This window comes from Rahnella sp. BIGb0236 (genome assembly GCF_004364755.1).
GTDB classification, from domain to species: domain Bacteria; phylum Pseudomonadota; class Gammaproteobacteria; order Enterobacterales; family Enterobacteriaceae; genus Rahnella; species Rahnella victoriana.
Genome location: NZ_SOAO01000012.1, coordinates 112,041 through 130,227, shown reverse-complemented (window position 1 = coordinate 130,227; position 18,187 = coordinate 112,041). Strand labels below are relative to the sequence as shown.

Below are 18,187 nucleotides of genomic sequence, written 5' to 3'. Positions count from 1 at the left end.
GAACAAAAAAGAGTCACGCGGAAAAACTGATGAAAAATATCTTTCGTTATCCATCCATTATTGTGGTGCTTTGCCTCGGGATTATCGGGGTCATGATTGTGTTATACAGCTGGCAATTATTCCCCTTCAACTCACAGGTTGAAACGACGGATAACGCCTATGTGCGCGGTAATGTCACCCTGCTCAGCCCGCAGGTTTCCGGCTATGTCACCGACGTCAGCGTGCAGGATTTCATGGCGGTTAAAAAAGGCGATGTGCTGTTTGTGATCGACGACAGCACCTACCGTCAGGAGCTGTTACAGGCCGAAGCGGCCGCCGCACAGGCGAAGGTTTCACTGCAAAATGTGGAGCAGAATCGTGCATCGCGCGCTGCCAGCCTGCAACTGGCCGAGGCCGAAATGCAAAGTGCTCAGGCCACGCAAAGCAAGGCCGCGCTGGATACCGGACGTAACGGGCCGCTGCTGGAAAAAGGACTGGTTTCCAAAACCACCGGTGATGAACTTCACGCCGCGTTGCTGACCGCACAGGCCAATGTCGCCAAAGCCCGCGCCTCAGTGAATATTGCCCGCCAGGATCTGGCGTTAGTCGATACCAATAAGGCTTCGCTGGCGGCGGCGTTAAAGGCCGCAGAAGCCAAAGTTCAGGTGGCGCAAATCAATCTGCAACATACCAAGATCATTGCGCCGTCAGACGGACAGCTCGGGGAAGTCAGCGCGCGTCTCGGGCAATATGTCAGTGCCGGAACACAACTGACGTCCATCACCCCCAAAATGGTCTGGGTAACGGCGAATTTTAAAGAGCGTCAGCTGGCGGGTATGGCGGTTGGCACACCGGCCTCTTTCACCGTCGATGCGCTGAACGATCATCCGTTTAAAGGCCACGTGGTGCGGATCTCGCCAGCGGCAGGTTCGGAATTTAGCGTACTGAAAGCAGATAACGCGACCGGTAACTTTACCAAGATTTCGCAGCGTATCGCGGTGAGGATTGAACTGGAACCGGGGCAATCGCAAAGTGAGCAACTGCGCCCGGGCATGTCGACGGTGGTCAGCGTTGATACCGCACAGGCACCGGTCAGCCCGTAATTTCAGCGCTGACAATGTCGGCGTAATAACGCTGCGCCACATCAGGATGTGAGCGCAGCCGCCCTTTCAGATAGTTGAAACCCACGTCGCGGAATAACGGATTGAGCGGATCACTGGCCTCGCCCCGCGCTTCTTTTGCCAGACTGTCGGGCAGCGGAAATAACGGCACCACGGCATCCAATTGCGCCCCGAGGAAAAAGGCCAGCGACAGGCGTTCACCGCCCTCTGGCGGCGACACCACGCGGTGCACGGTGGCCCGCAGATAACCGTTGGTGGCCAGCTCGAGCAACTCACCGATATTCACCACCAGCGTACCGGGAACCGGCAACGCGTCCACCCACTGACCTTCCTCGACTTCCACCTGCAAGCCACGCTGTTCATCCTGTAGCAAGAAACTGAGGAAACCGGAATCCTTATGCGCGCCGACGCCCTGATTGCCACTGCCTTGCGCGCGTCCCGGATAGCGGATCAGTTTGATGTGTTCGTTGGGCTTTTCGCCATACAGCGGATCAAACGCCTCTTCGGGTAATTTCAACGCCAGCGCAAAGGCACGTAAAAGACGCAGCGACATCGCCGTCATTTCCCGTTGCCAGTGCAGCAATAACGGACGTAATTCCGGCAGCGCCTCCGGCCACTGATTAGGGCCTTGCAACCGCGCCCATGCTGGTGTGTCCGCGGTGACCGGCAATGCCGTACGCTCAGCCCCGAGATCAAACTGTTCACGCCAGTCCGGCTGACCCCGGGTAATTTCGGAAGCGGCACGGTTATAGCCACGAAAATGGGAGGAATTGATCATCGCCACCGCCAACTTATCCTCTTCCGGCAAGGCAAAAAATTCCCGCGCGACCCGCTGAACATCCTTCAGCAGTTGTGCGTCAACGCCATGATTTTTGAGATAGAAGAAACCAATTTCACGGGCGGCATAACGTAATTGTTCAAGGAATTCTTCACGCTGTTCCGGCGAGGCGGAAAACTGACTGAAGTCGATCAGCGGGATGGGGGTTGATGTCTGGCTCATACAGGCTCCGCAGGGATGTTATCTACATTACGCCACGCTAACACAGCGGCGGAACGGATAACCAATAGCCAGATGGACTGATTTATACGCAGGGGTTATGAATGATTTTTGTTAAAAGACTGCCCGTCCGTGGGCAGGACGATCTATTTGTTACCAAGGTAGCGATAAACCACCGCCAGATCCTGATCGCCATACCCGCCGTCGACCGCGCTTTGCCAGGTCTGACTGATACGTTTCATCACCGGTAATTGAAGATTTTTGCCTGCATCGAGGGCGAGATTAATATCTTTCAGCGCCCAGGTCAGCTGCATCTGCGGGGTGTAATCGCCGCTTTTGAACATCTCCATTTTGCCTTTGATATAAGGGGCCGCCAGCGGACCGCCTTCCAGCACATTCCACAGTTCATCGGCCGTGAACCCCAGTTCTTCAGCCAGTTGCGTGCTTTCCGCGATCCCTTCCATCATGGCGATCAGCCAGGCATTCACCACCAGCTTCATTTTCGATGCACGCCCGGCCTCACCCAGCCATTTGGTAGCTTTGGAAATGGCCGCAAACACCGGCTCAATTACCGGTGCGGCGTCGCGATCGCCGCTGGCCAGTACCACAATCTGCGCCTGTTCGGCCGGTGCTTTGGTACCGGAAACCGGCGCATCAAGGAACACCACGTCCGGACGTTGCTGTTTGATCAGCGCAATCAGAGATCCCGTCCCTTCCACGCCCAGCGTGCCCATCTGGGCAATAATGCCGCCCTGTTTCAGACCGGCGAGCAAACCGTTATCGCCCTGATAAACCTCAAGAGACGTTTTGGCATCCGCTAACATGGTGATGACCACATCAGCGCCTTCAGCCGCTTCACGCGGCGTCTGCCCCAATGTCGCCCCGGCGGCAACCAGCGAATCTGCCCGCGTGGCGGTACGGTTCCATACGCGGGTGGTGAAGCCCTTTTTAATCAGGTTTGCGGCAAATGCATGCCCCATCGCGCCCAGACCCAGTACCGCGACGATCGGTTGTTGCTGACTCATGCCTTACTCCTTGTGTTAATAATAACGGTATCAAAAAGGCTAACACCGCCGTTCTGCTGGCGGTATTGGCTTCTGTAAGCGAATGCAACAGAAAGGCTGATATTACTTAACCTCTGCTGACTAACTGGCGTAACATACGCGCTTTCGCGCCTGGGATGGATATTGATTTATTCAGGCAGATTATGATTTGACTGATAATTTTCAGGAGTAGCAAGCATTATGAGTAAAGTCGTTTTAATCGGGATCGTTTCGGTCATTTTCCTGCTGATGGTGCTGATGCTGGGATCGGTCTATGTCTATCCATGGTGGATGCAGCGTTCCACAGAAGGCGCGTGTGCTGAAATCAGCAAAAACAATGCCATTGATACCGTCACCCGTGACTACATGGAAAACCGCATCCCGAACTGGGGGAATGATAAAGACAATATGGGCACCTCCGTGCCGGTACTGAATTTCATCAGCGACGACGCCAAAGAAGACAAAGGGACATATCACATCCCGTTCAGTGCGAAAGGTCCCGATGGCACCCTGAGCTATGTCGCGCACTTTAACTGTTCGAATCACTACGTGAAGTATTCGACGGTAGAATAAATCCATACGGGCATCTTGGGGGTGGCCGCCCAGACGGGCCTTTTTTAAGGTCAAGGTCAAGGTCGTGGGCGTCGGCCCACACCGACTTGGGGGCGGCTTATCGCCGCCGCCCCCAAGACCCCCGGGCTCTTTCACTGCGCGCTACCGCTGAAGGCTATGTTTCAGAAAGCCATGTGATAGCCGCAAAATCCCGCCGCTGCGCGGTGCCCTCCGTTCGGGTTACAACCCGCGTAAAAAGACACGCGGTTTTCCACCTCTCCTCCGGCGTGATTTTGGAACCGGCCTGCGGCTTCTACTGCGCAACCTTACTGATTTTGTCTTTAAAAAAAGCCAGAGGCGATTCAGAAATCTTGCTGAACGGAGCGGCTTCGAGACCTGTGGCTCGAAGACCGAGAGAAGGCACCGCGCAGCGGCAAGATTTCCAGCCTGTCACTGCGGTACCTGAAACATAGTGTCCAGCGACAGCGCGCAGTGAAAAAAGCGCGGAGTCCAGAGGCCCGCGCGTTACCGGGTCTCTGGTCGGTGTGGGCCGACGCCCACGGTCTTGAATTTGACCTTGAAAGGCAAGCCCGTTTGGCTGCCAAACCCAAGATTTTGATTTTAAAGTCGCCCGTTGCAGCGACTCCTGCAACCATTTCGACTACACTGGTAGCCACTTTCCTCTCAGGACGCAGTAACCATGAAAAGACTGACCCAACAAGATATGACGGAAAGCGAACAGCGTGAGTTGAAAACACTGCTGGATAAAGCCCGCAAAGCGCAGGGCCGTGAGCTGACGAATTCGGAAAATAACCGGATCAAAGATGACTACATCGACAAACTGATGGAAGAAAAAGAAAAAGTCGCTGCCAGAGCGCGTGCTGAAAAGCGCCGTAATAAAGCCGTTCCAAGTACGTCGGCAACGTACGACTGGACCGCACGTACCCATCCGCGTGGCCGCCGTTAAGCAGTAACTGATCCTCTGCGTGCCTTACGCAGAGGTCTCAGTATTAAGACATTATCCCTCCAGCAATCTGAAGCCGTGTGTCCCGTCTTTTTCCAGTTGTGCAACCAGTCCGTATTCCCAGTCCAGATAATCCTGCATCGCCTGCGGGCTGACATCTGTGCCTTCATACGGGCGACGATAGCGATCCTGTGCATTATCCAGATACGGCGAATCTCCGCGTTCCAGCAGCAGACCATTATCAATCCAGCCCACCGTGCCTTTCTCCAGCAGGTACACCGTTTTGCCGGTCAGCGCAGCGACTTCCGTGACAGCGTAACGTGCCAGTAAACCGCTGGTGCAGGTGACGACCCACCTTTCCTTTTCCGGCTGTGAGGCAATCACCTGCGGGATATTGCCTCTTGTCGTCCAGATAGCACCCGGAATGCGACGGTTGCGGAAATTCGCGCTGGTGGTCAGATCAATAACACCGGTTTTGCCGTCGCTCAGCCAGCTGAGTAACTGTTCAGGTTTAACGGATTCTACCGCCGGTGCAGGGGCAACCTGCGCTTTCCAGTCACCGGTTTGTGTAAAGTCCTCCGTGCCGGTTTCTGCGATATACACTTCCCAGTTCATTTGCGCCAGCCAGGATGCCGCCATACGGGCGCGCACCCCGTCGTTATCGGCCAGTACGACCCGCGCACCGCGAACCGTGGCGTAGTGATCGGTTTCCTGAACCAGTTGTCCACCGGGAACATGCCGCGCACCGGATAAATGCCCTGCCCGAAATTCCTCCGCGGTACGCACGTCAAAAAGATAAAGTGTGCGTGACGTATCCTGCTGCCAGTCGGCGATTTGTGACAGCGTCACGGAGCGCACACCCGCGCGGATCCCCAGCGCCTGCGCACCTTTCATGGCAATCCGGCGGGAATCCTCACTCAGCGCAGGAAACTGTTTATGTTGCAGATGCGAAAGTGCTTGTCCCGCCAGCGTCCAGCCAATCGTACCATTACGCAAGGCCGCGACAGGCTGCTTTACCCCGGCATTAATCAGCGACTGAGTGCCAATAATGCTGCGGGTGCGTCCGGCGCAATTGACGATAATCTGGGCGTTTGGGTCTGGCACCACATCCTTCAGCCGCAGTACCAGTTCGCCGCCCGGCACACTGACACCGCCGGGAATACTCATCGCCTGAAACTCATCAAAACGACGGACATCCAGCACCGCGAGGTTAGCGCCCTGCTGTTGCAAAGCCAGCACCTGCTCCGCGCTCAGTGACGGCGTGTCATAATGATGCTCAACCCATTCACCGAATGCCTTGCTGGGCGCATTCACATCAATAAAGATCTCACCGCCAGCTTCTTTCCATCCCGCCAGATCGCCCGCCAGTAAGGCAATATCCTGATAGCCCAGCGATGTCAGCAAAGCGGCGGCGCGTGTGGTTTTCCGCTGACCACGTTGCTGGTCGTAAAATTCACCGTTGTCATACAGCGTGATGGCTGTCCGGCGATTCGGTACGCGATCGAGTATTTCCAGTTCCAGCTTTGAGAGTGCCAGATTAGCCGCGAATAACGGATGGCCGGTGGCAAACGCCGCTTCTTCACGGAGGTCGATCAGTGCCACTTCCCGCCCTTCACGCAAGGCATCACGCAGCTGGGCAAAATGACGCAAAGGTAATGCCGATGAATCAGTCATGATTTTTCTCTTTTGACAGGTCCCAGAGGTTGGGAAGATAAGCACTGGAATAACCGGAAATGAACGTTTTTTCGCTCCCGTCTGGCTGATACACCGCACGGGATACCGCACCGATATTGTCGCCATAGACATGAATACTGACCGACACCCGATCCGGATACGCATTGCTGACCTGATGAATATCCAGCTGGTCGGGCGCAATTTTTTCGACATCTCCCGGTTGCAGGGTGATGGCCTTTCCTTCGGGTTGCAGATTGCCGTCCGGATGGCGGCTGTAGTTCTGGCTGATTTCCGCGCCGCGCAGCATACCGATCAGCCCCCAGACGCGGTGATCGTGGATCGGTGTTTTTTGCCCCGGTCCCCAGACAAAACTCACCACAGAAAAGCGGGACAGCGGATCGGCATACAGCAGGTATTGCTGATAATGCTCGGGGTGCGGCTGCGCGAATTCATCCGGCAGCCAGCTGTCGCCTGCGATCAGGGTCGCCAGAAGTTCGCTGCCCTGCCTCAGGGTTTCCGTTTGTCCGTGCGGTGCCTGCACCAGCCGGGTGAAATCTGCCAGAAATTGCCGCAGCGGCGCTAGCTGTAACCTGCTCATCACTCACCTCTTTTCTTAACTGCCGTCTGTATTCCCTTCAGGCTAGCACCGGCGAAACTCAAGCAAAATTCATTTTATGGATAAGCTAATATGCAAATCACACATAAAAATGTGCATTGGGATCCAGCGTCATGCGCATAATTGATTTATCCTGCCCTGATTCGTTACTGATACTGAGTGCCCATGAAAATTGAAGACCTGACCGCCTTTGTGGCGGTGATCCGCCTGCAATCCACCCGCCTTGCCGCTGAAGAACTGGGGCTGACACAGCCCGCCATCACCCGCCGGGTGCAAAACTTTGAGGAATCCCTGGGCATTCCCCTGCTGAACCGCCAGACCAAACCGCTGAAACCGACACTGATGGGTAACCGTGTGTATCAGCAATGTCGTCATATCCTGCGCGAGGTCGATGCGCTCAGCGATCTGGTGGCCGCTGACAGCCCGCCCTCCGGCCTGTTGCGTCTTGCCGTGCCACAAAGCCTGAGTGAAAGCAGTCTGCTGCCCGCGCTGAAAACGTTGTCTGCCCAGTTTCCTGATATCCAGCCCCGTCTTTCCAGCGGCTGGGGAGAAGAGTTGTTGCTGCGCGTACAGCAACAGGAACTGGAGGCTGCGGTGGTGTTATTCCCGGTCAGCAAGCAATTTCCGGAAGGCGTGGAAAACCAGCCGCTCGGCGCGGTGGATCTGGTGGTGGTCGGCCCGAAAGAGGCACAGGCTTTACCGCAGAGACTGGAGGAGTGTTATCAGCGCGGCTGGATCCTGAATCCGCAAGGGTGTGGTTTTCGCGCTGCCCTGCAACGGGCGCTGACCGAGCAGGGTTTGCCGTTGCTGATTAATCTCGAAGCGTTCGGCACCACGCTGCAACTTTCGCTGATCGCCGAAGGCCGTGGCCTCGGGCTGATGCCCCGCGCGCTGGTGGAACATCACGCCCTGCGCCCGGATCTGGCGATTTATGCCCTGAAAGATTTTGCGCCACGCAGCCAGTTGTGGCTGATCTACCCGAATGTTCCGGCAAGCCAGGTACCGGCCATTGATGCCTTTGCGGCGGCGATTGCGCAGGGTCTGGATTTACCGATACACAGCGCAAACAGTCTTCGGGAATAATCTGGAACCGCTCCGTTTGCTAGTAAAACAGTTATTTTCTGCCATGCTTTTTATTACCGGAAATAAGGCAGAGGATACTGAAAATGAAATCATGGATTATTATTTTGCTGGCCGCCTGTGCAATCAACACGCAGGTCATGGCCGATACTGGCGGCGGATTCAAAAACGACGACACACCGCCGCCGCAGCACGAACAGGACAGCGGTCAGCGTGGTATGCAGGATGCCCACACCAATAATGTTGCCAGGATCAAGAAAACTCAGTCACTCAACTGGGTGACGGTTGAAGGGTATTTAATTAAAAAAACCGGCGAGAATTCTTATATTTTCCGTGACCAGACCGGCACGATGGATGTGCATATTAAGCAATCCGCCTGGAACGGTCAGGAAATAACCCCCGCCGATATCGTCAGCCTGAGTGGTCGCACCGAGAAAAAAGGGCACGATATTGTGTTGAATGCAGAGCAGTTACGGAAACAGTAAATGTTGTTTTTTTTGGGTTGCCACCCAAACGGGCCTTTTTAAGGTCAAGGTCGTGGGCTTGGTGCGCACACTGGCCTTTTTAAGGTCAAGGTCGTGGGCGTCGGCCCACACCGACCAGAGACCCGGTAACGCGCGGGCCTCTGGACTCCGCGCTTTTTTCACTGCACGCTACCGCTCGCCAGCTATGTTTCAGGTGCCACGGCGACAGGCTGGAAAGCTTGCCGCTACGCGGTGCCTTCTCTCGGTCTTCGAGCCTCTGGTCTCGAAGCCGCTCCGTTCAGCAAGCTTTCTGAATCGCCTTCAGCTTTTTTAAAACCACAATCAGTTAAGTTGCGCAGTAGAAGCCGGAGGCCGGTTCCAAAATCACGCCGGAGGAGAGGTGGAAAACCGCGTGTCTTTTTACGCGGGTTGTAACCCGAACGGAGGGCACCGCGCAGCGGCGGGATTTTGCGGCTATCACCACGCCCGCTGAAACATAGTCTCCAGCGGTAGCGCGCAGTGAAAGAGCCCGGGGGTCTTGGGGGCGGCGGCGATAAGCCGCCCCCAAGTCGGTGTGGGCCGACGCCCACGGTGTTGACCTTGACCTTAAAAAACGCCACTTCTGGCAGCCCCCTTCATGCACATATTTTATATTAGCTTATGAGAATAATGAATTTCTCACATAGTAATTTGCCGTTTATGGTGATAACTCCTGCCAGCGCAGACTTTCATCCGCTGGCCTCACCCCGAGGAGTGACAGCCTATGAGCGTGCAATTTATTGGTATGATCGGCCACCGTCTGGCATCTGAAATCATCCCGCCGTCCGGCCCGATTTTCGATAAAAAATACATCTCTGATTTTGCCAAAGCCCATGAAGATGCCGGTTTTGACCGTATTCTGGTGGCGTATGCCTCCGACCAGCCCGATGCCTTTCTGGTGACCGCCCATGCCGGTGCCAGCACTTCCCGTATTCATTTCCTGCTCGCGCACCGTCCGGGGTTTGTCGCGCCGACACTGGCCGCCCGTAAACTGGCAACGCTCGATCATCTGCTCGATGGCCGCGTGGCGGTACATATCATCAGCGGTGGCAGCGATGCGGAACAGCGCCGTGACGGGGATTATGTGGCGAAATCTGGCCGTTATCAGCGTACCGATGAATACATCGATGTGCTGAAACAGAGCTGGTATTCAGAAACCGGCTTTGATCATCAGGGCGAGTTTTATCAGGCTGAAAACGCCTTCTCCGCCATTAAGCCTTATCAGAAAAAACTTCCGGTGTTTTTTGGCGGGTCATCTGAGGATGCCATTCGCGTAGCCGGTAAACAGGCCGACGTGTTTGCGCTGTGGGGTGAACCGCTGGCCAGTGCGGCTGAAACCGTCGCAGCCGTGAAAGCCTCTGCGGCAGAACATCAGCGTGACATCAGCTTCAGTATTTCCTTCCGCCCTATCCTGGGGAAAACCGAAGAAGAAGCCTGGGCGAAAGCAGATCAGATCCTGGAGAAAGCCCGGGCGCAGCAGGCGGAAAAAGGTCAGGCGCTGGCACCGAAACCGCAAAGTGTCGGTGCGCAGCGGTTGCTGAATGCCGTCGCGCAGGGTGATCGTCTGGACGATTGCCTGTGGACTGGGATTGCCGGACTGATTGGGGGCGGTTCCAACTCCACCGCGCTGGTCGGCACGCCGGAACAGGTCTCGGATGCGCTGCTGAAATATTACGATCTTGGCATCACCACCTTCCTGATCCGTGGCTTTGACCCGCTCAATGACGCCGTGGAATACGGTAAAAGCCTGATCCCCCTGACAAAGCAGAAAATCGCCGCGCGGGAAGCCCAAAAAGACACTGCTGCGACGGCACTGAGTTAAGGAAACCCGATGCGACTGAATGTGAGAAATCTTCTGCTGCTGGTCACACTGACCGGCGCGGTGTCCGCCACGCAAGCGGAACAAGTTACCCTGCGGGTCGCCGATCAGAAAGGCAACATGCGGGCACAGCTGGAAGCGGCAAATAAACTCGATAACCTGCCCTACAAAATTGAATGGTCAGAATTTCCGGCGGCGGCACCCTTAGCCGAAGCCCTGAACGCGCAGGCCGTGGATGTCGGTATTATTGGCGATGCGCCCTTGTTATTTGCAGAAGCCGCCGGTGCGCAGGTAAAAGCCATCGCGGTCGATAAGTCAGATGCCTACGGCACGGCGCTGCTGGTGAAACCCGACAGCCCGATAAAAAGCGCAGCGGATCTGAAAGGCAAAAGTATCGCCACCAACCGGGGATCAATCGGACATTTCGTCGCCCTGAAAGCACTGGCTTCCGCCGGACTGAGCGCCAAAGACGTCACCTTCCGTTTCCTGCCGCCGAGCGATGCGAAACTGGCGCTGACGCAGGGTTCCGTGGATGTCTGGGCAACCTGGGAACCTTATACCGCGTTTGCTGAAACGCAGGATCATCTGCGGGTTGTGGTGAATGGCCGTGGATTGTGGTCGGGTAACAGTTTCCTCGCCGCGACAGATACGGCGCTGAAAGATCCGGCAAAGCGTCAGGCCATTGCGGACTATCTGCAACGCCTGAGTGATTCACAAATCTGGGCATATAAAAATCTGGATGCTTACAGCGAGAAACTGGCGAAAATTATCGGCTTCCCGCTGGATGCCGCGAAACTGGGGTTCGAACGTCGTCAATCATACTGGCAGGCGATCGATGCCGCGACCGAAACACAGCAACAACAGACGGCTGATTTCTATCATGCGCAGGGATTATTACCCGTCGCGCTGAATGTCAAAGGTACCTTTGACCATTCGTTCCTGTTGAAATAATCCGCGAATGCGGGAGCTCTGGTTTATCGCCGGAGCTCTTGTTTTAAAACACGTTCCGTAAACTGTGAACTGCCACCCTGTTAGAAAATGCCAGACGTGGTTAATAGAAGACGTCGCCCGAAATCAGGCTTAGCTAACAGGATACAGCATGGAAAATTACGCCAATAAAAGCGGTGATTCACAGGTTGTCAGCTTCCAGATTGATGCCAACTCGATCAAAGTACGTTTCAAAAACAATCACGTTTATCTCTACGACATCCGCCATCCTGGCCCGGAACATCTCGAAAAAATGAAGGAACTCGCCCGCGCCGGATGGGGGTTAAACACCTACATTGAAAGCGAAGTGAAAACGGATTTTTCTTCCAAAGTGTTCTGACCGGTCGGGGCGACAGTGAGCCGGTCGCCCCGCTGCTTATGCCTGACTTACAGCTTGTTAACATTCCTCTGTGACAACCTCTGCAAACCCCGCTAGTCTTCGTAAAAAGCCCAATGTTTTCCCGGAGCATCACCATGACCCGTAAAATTGTTCAGCAATACAAAGCCTATCGCGATGATATTCGTGATTTGCAAACCCGTCGTCCGGTGCCCGGACCGCAGCTGGAACAACTGGATCCATTTCTGTTTCTCAATCATCACGGCCCGCAGGTTTACGCGCCGGACAATCTCGGCCTGCCTTTTGGCCCGCACCCGCACCGCGGTTTTGAAACCGTGACCTTTATCCTGCGGGGTGAACTGGCGCACAGCGATACCGGCGGCCATGAGAGCGTGATCGGGCCGGGCGGCTTACAGTGGATGACTGCCGGTTCCGGTCTGATCCATTCTGAGCTGTCGCCGGAATCGTTCAAACGGTCCGGCGGAGAACTGGAAATCCTGCAATTGTGGGTGAATCTGCCTTCCCGCCTGAAAATGACGGCACCGGGTTATGTCGGGTTGCAGGAGCATGACATTCCGCAGATCCCGCTCAGCAAAGGTCATGGCGTTATTCACCTGATTTCAGGCAGCGTGGCGGGCGTCACAGGGCCTGTGGAATCACTGACCGGCGTCACCATGATGACGGTGCAGATGTCCGCAGGCAGCGAAGTCACCTTACCGGCACCGGCTGCGCGACAGGTATTCCTCTACACCGTGAAAGGACGTCTGATCATTGATGGCACCGGGGCACAGGCCTGGCATCTGATTGAACTGGATAACAGCGAAGATCGCGTGACCATCACGGCAAAGGATGACGCGACGTTCCTGTTCGGTCACGGCGATAAAATCAATGAACCGGTGGTCTCTCACGGCCCGTTTGTGATGAACACCACCCAGGAAATCAATCAGGCGATCCTCGACTATCAGGCCGGGAAGTTTGATGTGACGTTGTGATAGTTAGAGTACGCATGGGATAACAAAGGCGCCGAATGGGCGCCTTCTGTGTTTTTACTGTGGCTCAGTTGCCGAAGCCTGCATAAATCGGGCACGCCAGGGTTTCAGTACCCACAGCGCCAGAATAGCGGTGACAAAATCTAAGGTAATGGCGCAGGTAAACACGATGTTCCAGCCGCCGGTATGCTGGTAAATCAACGCCGCCAGCGGGCCGCCAAAAATAGATCCGATACCCTGAGACATATACAACCAGCCATAGTTAGCCGTGGCATTCTGGCTGCCAAACGTGTCGGTCAGCGTTGACGGAAACAGCGAGAAAATTTCGCCCCAGCCAAAAAACACCACGCCCGAGAGCAGCACAAATAACACTGCATTATCGCGGCACATCAGCCACAAAATCATCGCGCAACCTTCAAGTGCAAAGGCGATAAACATTGTCTGCTCGCGACCAAATTTATCTGAGATAAAACCGAACAGCGGACGCGTCAGCCCGTTGGTAAAACGGTCAATGGTCAGCGCCAGCGGCAAGGCCGCCATACCAAACACCACGGCGTCAGTGATACCAAAGTCATGGGCAAACACCGCCATTTGCGACGTGACCATCAGCCCCGACGTAGACATCATTGCCATCATGAAAAACATCAGCCAGAAAAGCGGTTGTCGGAGCATTTGTTTGGGGCGGTATTGTTTGCCTTCCGTGACCACAACCGGCACATCCTGCCGGTCACTGGCAGACGGTGGCATCCGTAATCCCTGACTTGCCAAAAAACCAATCAAAGCGAAGATGATGCCAAACAGGGTCAGCGTACTTTCCAGTCCCCGGCTGGTCAGAGAGACCGATACGGGGAAAGTGGTCAGTATCGCCCCCATTCCGTAGCCTGCCGCGACCATACCTGCCGCGAAGCCTCGTTTATGCGGGAACCAGCGCACCATCAGCCCGACGACACCGACATAGACGATGCCGGTACCCAAACCGCCGATGCAGCCATACACCAGATACAGACCGGTAATGCTGCTAACTTGTGACGCCAGCACCCAGCTGAAGCCGGATAACAACGTGCCGATGGAGATCAGTTTACGCGGACCGAAACGTTCAATCAGGCTGCCCTGAAAAGGAGAAAAGAAAGTTTGCAGGATAATCAGTAACGAAAAAGTGACCTGTAATTCTGCCAGCGGTACACCCAGTTTAAGCGCCAGCGGCTTAGTCAGCAGCGTCCAGACGTATTGCGGACTGGAAATGGCTGCCATGCAAATTAGCCCCAAAATTAACTGCCGCCACCGGGTTCCGGCCGCCACTGTCATGGGCATAGGTAATGTCGTCATTCGTCATCTCCCTTATTTCCTGTCGAAGCCAGCGAAAATGGTCAGATTGCTAGCAAGAAATAAGGATTGAGCAACAACTGTGCCACATTGATTTAACTCGGTTTTCAATGAATGAAATCGGCGTCTGTGGCGGGCTGTGACAAAAAACGCCGCCACCTCCGGGGAGCAGAATGTCCAGCGATGGTGCATTAGGCACAAAAAAAGAGCCTGCTTTGCGGGCAGGCTCGGTATCTTTTGCAGAATGACGCAGGATCAGATTTTCAGTTTCACATAATCAATGGCACGGCTGATGATCCCGCCCTGCGCCACATCTTCCAGCGCCACCAGCGGCACGGTTTTGATCACTTTGCCGTTATCCACGATGTTGATATTACCCAGCTCCTGACCTTTCTTCAGCGGGGCATCGATTTGCGGACTGGTCAGCACGTACTGGGCTTTCAGCTTATCGGCATCGGCTTGCGGGACACTGATGAACACATCGCTCATGGAACCGACTTTCACCTGCGGAGCGGCACCAAACCACACGTGCTCATCCGAAACGGTCTGACCCGCTTTGAAAATCTGTTTGCTGGTATATTCGCGGAATCCCCAGGTCAGCAGTTTACGCGCCTGTTCTTCACGGCCTTTTGAGCTTTTACCGCCCATCACCACCGCAATCAGACGACGATCGCCCTGCGTTGCCGACGCAATGATGTTGAAACCGGCGCTTTCGGTGTGACCGGTTTTCAGGCCATCCACCTGCAGGTTTTTATCCCACAGCAGGCCGTTACGGTTTTGCTGAGTGATGTTGTCATAGGTCAGCGATTTCTCGGCATACATATGATATTCCTCAGGTTCACCGCCGATAATGGCGCGTGATAGCTTCGCCAGATCATAAGAGGTAGTGTATTGTCCCGGCGCATCCAGACCGTGTACGGTTTCGAAATGGGTATTGGTCAGGCCCATGCTCACTACGTACTGATTCATCATTCCGACGAATGAATCCTGGCTGCCCGCCACGTAATCGGCCATCGCCACACAGGCGTCATTACCGGAAGTAATGATGATGCCGCGGATCAGGTCACGCACCGAAACACGGTCACCCGGTTTGAGGAACATCAGGGAAGAACCGGCCAGACTTTTATTGCCTGCTACCCAGGCTTCCTGCGGCACTGTCACCACGTCATCCATGGTGATTTTTTTGTGATCCAATGCGCGGTCAATGACATAACCTGTCATCAGTTTGGTCAGGCTGGCGGGATTACGGCGTTCGTCCGGGCTGCCTGCGGCCAGCACATCTCCGCTGGCATAATCCATCAGCACGAAAGAAGCGGCATCAATGCTCGGCGGCACAACAGGGAAATCCAGTGGCGCGATAGCTTTCGCACTGCCTGCGGAGAACATCAACACACAAGATAAGACACTCATTACACTACGTTTCACTGAATCTTCCTTAAACACGCAATATGAACGGCGCATTGATAGCTCCGGCCATATATAAAAAAACTATGGGATAAAAATCTGCGGCATAGGGTGCACTAAAACCCCTTGCAGAAAAACCCTTAGTCTTTTGCTAACCATTTCATAATGAAACGGTTCTGTTACAAGTTGTGTTAAATTCAGCCTGATACCGTCTTTACGCCCGCCATCAGGTTTTATTATCACAACCCGCTGTTTTGCCAGCGGATGAAAATCCCTGAACAACCCCTTTGCGGACAAGGAATTTGCGTTATTCCCCGATATTTTTCTGCGATAGATAATACTTATCGCACCATCATGGCATTCGATTAGACGTTCGCGTATCTCCCTCCTAAACTTGTGACATAAAATTAACAATCGGATTAACATTTCACCGTACCGGTTGTTTACAGACAAGACAAAAACCACCTGCGAAGCATAACTATGAAATTCAAAACTGAGATCAAACCCTACCACGGCGCGGCCGGTGGCTGGGGTGCATTGGAATCAACCACCCGTTTCGTCTTCGACAGTAAGAAAGTCCTTTCAAACTTACGTAACCTGATGCGTGTTAACAAAGGTCGCGGTTTCGACTGCCCGGGCTGTGCCTGGGGTGACGACAATCACAGTACCTTCAGTTTCTGCGAAAACGGTGCCAAAGCCGTCAGCTGGGAAGCCACCCGCAAAGCTGTCGAACCGGAATTCTTCGCCCGGCACAGCGTCAGCAAACTGCGCGCCCAGAGCGATTACTTCCTGGAATATCAGGGTCGTCTGACTCACCCGATGCGATACAACCGCACCACCGACCATTACGAACCTGTCAGCTGGGACGAGGCGTTCTCGCTGATCGCCAGCCATCTGAAAGGACTGGAAAGCCCGGATCAGGCGGATTTCTACACCTCCGGCCGCGCCAGTAACGAAGCCTCTTATCTGTATCAGGTATTTGGCCGTATGTTCGGGACCAATAACTTCCCTGACTGTTCTAACATGTGTCACGAAGCCAGCGGCGTGGGCCTGAAGCAAAGTATCGGTGTCGGTAAAGGCACCATCCGTCTGGATGACTTTGAGAAAGCCGATGCCATATTTGTCTTCGGCCAGAATCCGGGCACCAACCATCCGCGTATGCTGCACAGCCTGCGTCATGCCTCCGACCGTGGCGCAAAAGTGGTCAGCTTCAATACCCTGCGTGAACGTGGCCTGGAACGTTTTGCCGATCCGCAAAAACCGCTGGAAGTGGTGACACCGAAAGCAGGTCGCATCAGCGCCGCCTATTACCAGCCAAACCTTGGCGGTGATATGGCGGCCGTGCGCGGTATCGTGAAAGCCTTATTACAGACGCACCGCGAACGTATCGCATCCGGTCAGCCTTCCCTGTTTGATGACGAATTCATTGCGGCAAACTGTGCCGGTGTTGATGAGTATCTGGCCGTGGTCGATGCCACCAGCTGGGAAAAAATCACTGAACAGTCCGGTCTGAGCGAACAGGATTTGCGTGAAGCGGCGTCTATTTATATGAATGCTGAACGCGTGATTTGTACCTGGGCAATGGGCGTGACGCAGCATAAACACTCTGTGCCGACGGTGCGTGAAATCACCAACCTGCAACTGTTGTTTGGTCAGCTGGGTAAACCGGGCGCGGGTTTGTGTCCGGTTCGTGGTCACAGTAATGTGCAGGGCAACCGCACCATGGGTATCGACGAAAAAGCGCCGACCGCCCTGCTGGATGCGATGGAAAGCCACTTCAAATTCACTCCGCCACGCGTGCCGGGTCATAACACCGTTGAAGCGCTGGAAGCCATGCTGCGCAAAGAAGCCAAAGTGCTGATCTGCCTCGGCGGGAATCTGGCCGCCGCCGCACCGGATACCCCGCGTACCGAGCAGGCGCTGAGCAATCTGGATCTGTCCGTGCAAATCAGCACCAAACTGAACCGTACGCACCTGACGCCGGGCGCAGAAGCGCTGATCCTGCCGACTTTGGGTCGTACCGAGCTGGATATGCAGGCGACCGGTTCACAGTTCATCACCGTGGAAGACTCTTTCAGCATGGTGCATGCGTCCGAAGGCGTCGGCATTCCGTTATCCAAAGAACAGCGTTCTGAAACCGCCATTGTTTGTGGTATCGCCAATGCCGTGCTGGGTGACCAATACCTTGACTGGATGGCGCTGGCTGACGATTACAATCTGATCCGCGATCACATTGAAGCCACGATCCCGGGCTTTAAAGACTTCAATGCGCGCTGCGATATTAAAGGCGGTTTCTATCTGGGCAATGCGGCGGCAGAACTGAAGTTCAATACCCTGAGCGGCAAGGCCAATTTCAGCGCCGCCCCGCTACCTGATGTGCTGATCCCGATGGGCGATCAGAATGCACCGTTTACCCTGCAAACGCTGCGTTCGCATGATCAGTACAACACCACCATTTACGGCCTCGATGACCGTTATCGTGGCGTGTATGGTCAGCGCGAAGTGCTGTTTATACACCCGCAGGATCTGGCCGATCTGGGCCTGAAAGACGGTGAACTGGTGGAAATCGAAACGCTGTGGAATGACGGAATCGAGCGTAAGGTGTCCGGTTTCAAACTGGTCAGCTACGATATCCCGCGCGGTAATCTGGCAGCCTATTATCCGGAAACCAATCCGCTGGTCCCGATGTCCAGTTTTGGTGATCAGACCCATACCCCAACCTCCAAAGCCGTTCCGGTGACCATCCGTCGCTGCGAACAAAAAGCCGACCTGCAACGTATCGCCTAAGCTGTCCCTGCG

At 54.8% G+C, this 18,187-nt stretch carries 16 protein-coding genes; 10 read left to right on the top strand and 6 right to left on the bottom strand.

Translation table 11 applies throughout. The features are described 5' to 3' along the window. The first annotated feature begins 29 nt into the window (after positions 1 to 29). Positions 30 to 1,082, top strand: a complete 1,053-nt coding sequence (locus EDF78_RS20380; RefSeq protein WP_133823797.1) for an HlyD family secretion protein — start codon at positions 30 to 32, stop codon at positions 1,080 to 1,082. On the opposite strand, the gene EDF78_RS20375 is transcribed toward EDF78_RS20380, so the two are convergent. Together EDF78_RS20375 and EDF78_RS20370 are read right to left on the bottom strand one after the other, a co-directional pair. Continuing rightward, a complete protein-coding gene (locus EDF78_RS20375) occupies positions 1,072 to 2,100 on the bottom strand; it encodes an isopenicillin N synthase family oxygenase (RefSeq protein WP_133823796.1) in 1,029 nt (342 codons plus the stop codon). The genes EDF78_RS20380 and EDF78_RS20375 overlap by 11 nt on opposite strands. A gap of 143 nt (positions 2,101 to 2,243) precedes the next feature. Then, positions 2,244 to 3,122, bottom strand: coding sequence for an NAD(P)-dependent oxidoreductase (locus EDF78_RS20370; RefSeq protein WP_095922035.1), 879 nt, complete (start codon positions 3,120 to 3,122; stop codon positions 2,244 to 2,246). 219 nt (positions 3,123 to 3,341) lie between these two features. On the opposite strand from EDF78_RS20370, the gene EDF78_RS20365 reads away from it, so the two are divergent. Together EDF78_RS20365 and EDF78_RS20360 are read left to right on the top strand one after the other, a co-directional pair. Next, positions 3,342 to 3,713: a protein YebF gene (locus EDF78_RS20365; RefSeq protein ID WP_131692793.1), complete on the top strand. Its 372-nt coding sequence runs from the start codon at positions 3,342 to 3,344 to the stop codon at positions 3,711 to 3,713. Between the two features lie 679 nt (positions 3,714 to 4,392). Further along, entirely contained in the window at positions 4,393 to 4,659 is a 267-nt protein-coding gene (locus EDF78_RS20360; protein WP_095922033.1) for a DUF3811 domain-containing protein, read from the top strand. 51 nt (positions 4,660 to 4,710) lie between these two features. Here the strand turns inward: EDF78_RS20360 and EDF78_RS20355 are convergent, their stop codons facing one another. Together EDF78_RS20355 and EDF78_RS20350 are read right to left on the bottom strand one after the other, a co-directional pair. Next, complete coding sequence (locus EDF78_RS20355; RefSeq protein ID WP_131692792.1) at positions 4,711 to 6,330, bottom strand: rhodanese-like domain-containing protein; 1,620 nt, start codon at positions 6,328 to 6,330, stop codon at positions 4,711 to 4,713. Beyond that, positions 6,323 to 6,928, bottom strand: coding sequence for a cysteine dioxygenase (locus EDF78_RS20350; RefSeq protein ID WP_095922031.1), 606 nt, complete (start codon positions 6,926 to 6,928; stop codon positions 6,323 to 6,325). The genes EDF78_RS20355 and EDF78_RS20350 overlap by 8 nt, the downstream gene beginning before the upstream one ends. Positions 6,929 to 7,111: 183 nt before the next feature. On the opposite strand from EDF78_RS20350, the gene EDF78_RS20345 reads away from it, so the two are divergent. The 6 genes from EDF78_RS20345 (at position 7,112) to EDF78_RS20315 (ending at position 12,664) form a co-directional block, all read left to right on the top strand. Further along, on the top strand, positions 7,112 to 8,029 hold the full coding sequence (locus EDF78_RS20345; protein WP_119826043.1) for a LysR family transcriptional regulator: 918 nt from the start codon (positions 7,112 to 7,114) through the stop codon (positions 8,027 to 8,029). Positions 8,030 to 8,112: 83 nt separating this feature from the next. Continuing rightward, positions 8,113 to 8,511: a NirD/YgiW/YdeI family stress tolerance protein gene (locus EDF78_RS20340; RefSeq protein WP_095922029.1), complete on the top strand. Its 399-nt coding sequence runs from the start codon at positions 8,113 to 8,115 to the stop codon at positions 8,509 to 8,511. A 742-nt stretch (positions 8,512 to 9,253) separates the two neighbouring features. Then, positions 9,254 to 10,351 (top strand): LLM class flavin-dependent oxidoreductase, encoded by a 1,098-nt coding sequence (locus tag EDF78_RS20330; protein ID WP_131692788.1) that lies wholly within the window; start codon positions 9,254 to 9,256, stop codon positions 10,349 to 10,351. 9 nt (positions 10,352 to 10,360) lie between these two features. Next, complete coding sequence (locus EDF78_RS20325) at positions 10,361 to 11,299, top strand: ABC transporter substrate-binding protein (protein ID WP_095922027.1); 939 nt, start codon at positions 10,361 to 10,363, stop codon at positions 11,297 to 11,299. A 148-nt stretch (positions 11,300 to 11,447) separates the two neighbouring features. Beyond that, positions 11,448 to 11,675: a hypothetical protein gene (locus EDF78_RS20320; protein WP_015697366.1), complete on the top strand. Its 228-nt coding sequence runs from the start codon at positions 11,448 to 11,450 to the stop codon at positions 11,673 to 11,675. Between the two features lie 134 nt (positions 11,676 to 11,809). Then, a complete protein-coding gene (locus EDF78_RS20315; protein ID WP_133823794.1) occupies positions 11,810 to 12,664 on the top strand; it encodes a pirin family protein in 855 nt (284 codons plus the stop codon). 54 nt (positions 12,665 to 12,718) lie between these two features. On the opposite strand, the gene oxlT is transcribed toward EDF78_RS20315, so the two are convergent. Further along, positions 12,719 to 13,987, bottom strand: coding sequence for an oxalate/formate MFS antiporter (oxlT, locus tag EDF78_RS20310; protein ID WP_133823793.1), 1,269 nt, complete (start codon positions 13,985 to 13,987; stop codon positions 12,719 to 12,721). Between the two features lie 252 nt (positions 13,988 to 14,239). Then, positions 14,240 to 15,409, bottom strand: a complete 1,170-nt coding sequence (locus tag EDF78_RS20305; protein ID WP_095925138.1) for a serine hydrolase — start codon at positions 15,407 to 15,409, stop codon at positions 14,240 to 14,242. A 459-nt stretch (positions 15,410 to 15,868) separates the two neighbouring features. Here EDF78_RS20305 and EDF78_RS20300 point away from each other — a divergent pair, with 459 nt between their 5' ends. Then, a complete protein-coding gene (locus EDF78_RS20300) occupies positions 15,869 to 18,175 on the top strand; it encodes an FdhF/YdeP family oxidoreductase (RefSeq protein ID WP_133823792.1) in 2,307 nt (768 codons plus the stop codon). The last annotated feature ends 12 nt before the right edge of the window (positions 18,176 to 18,187 follow it).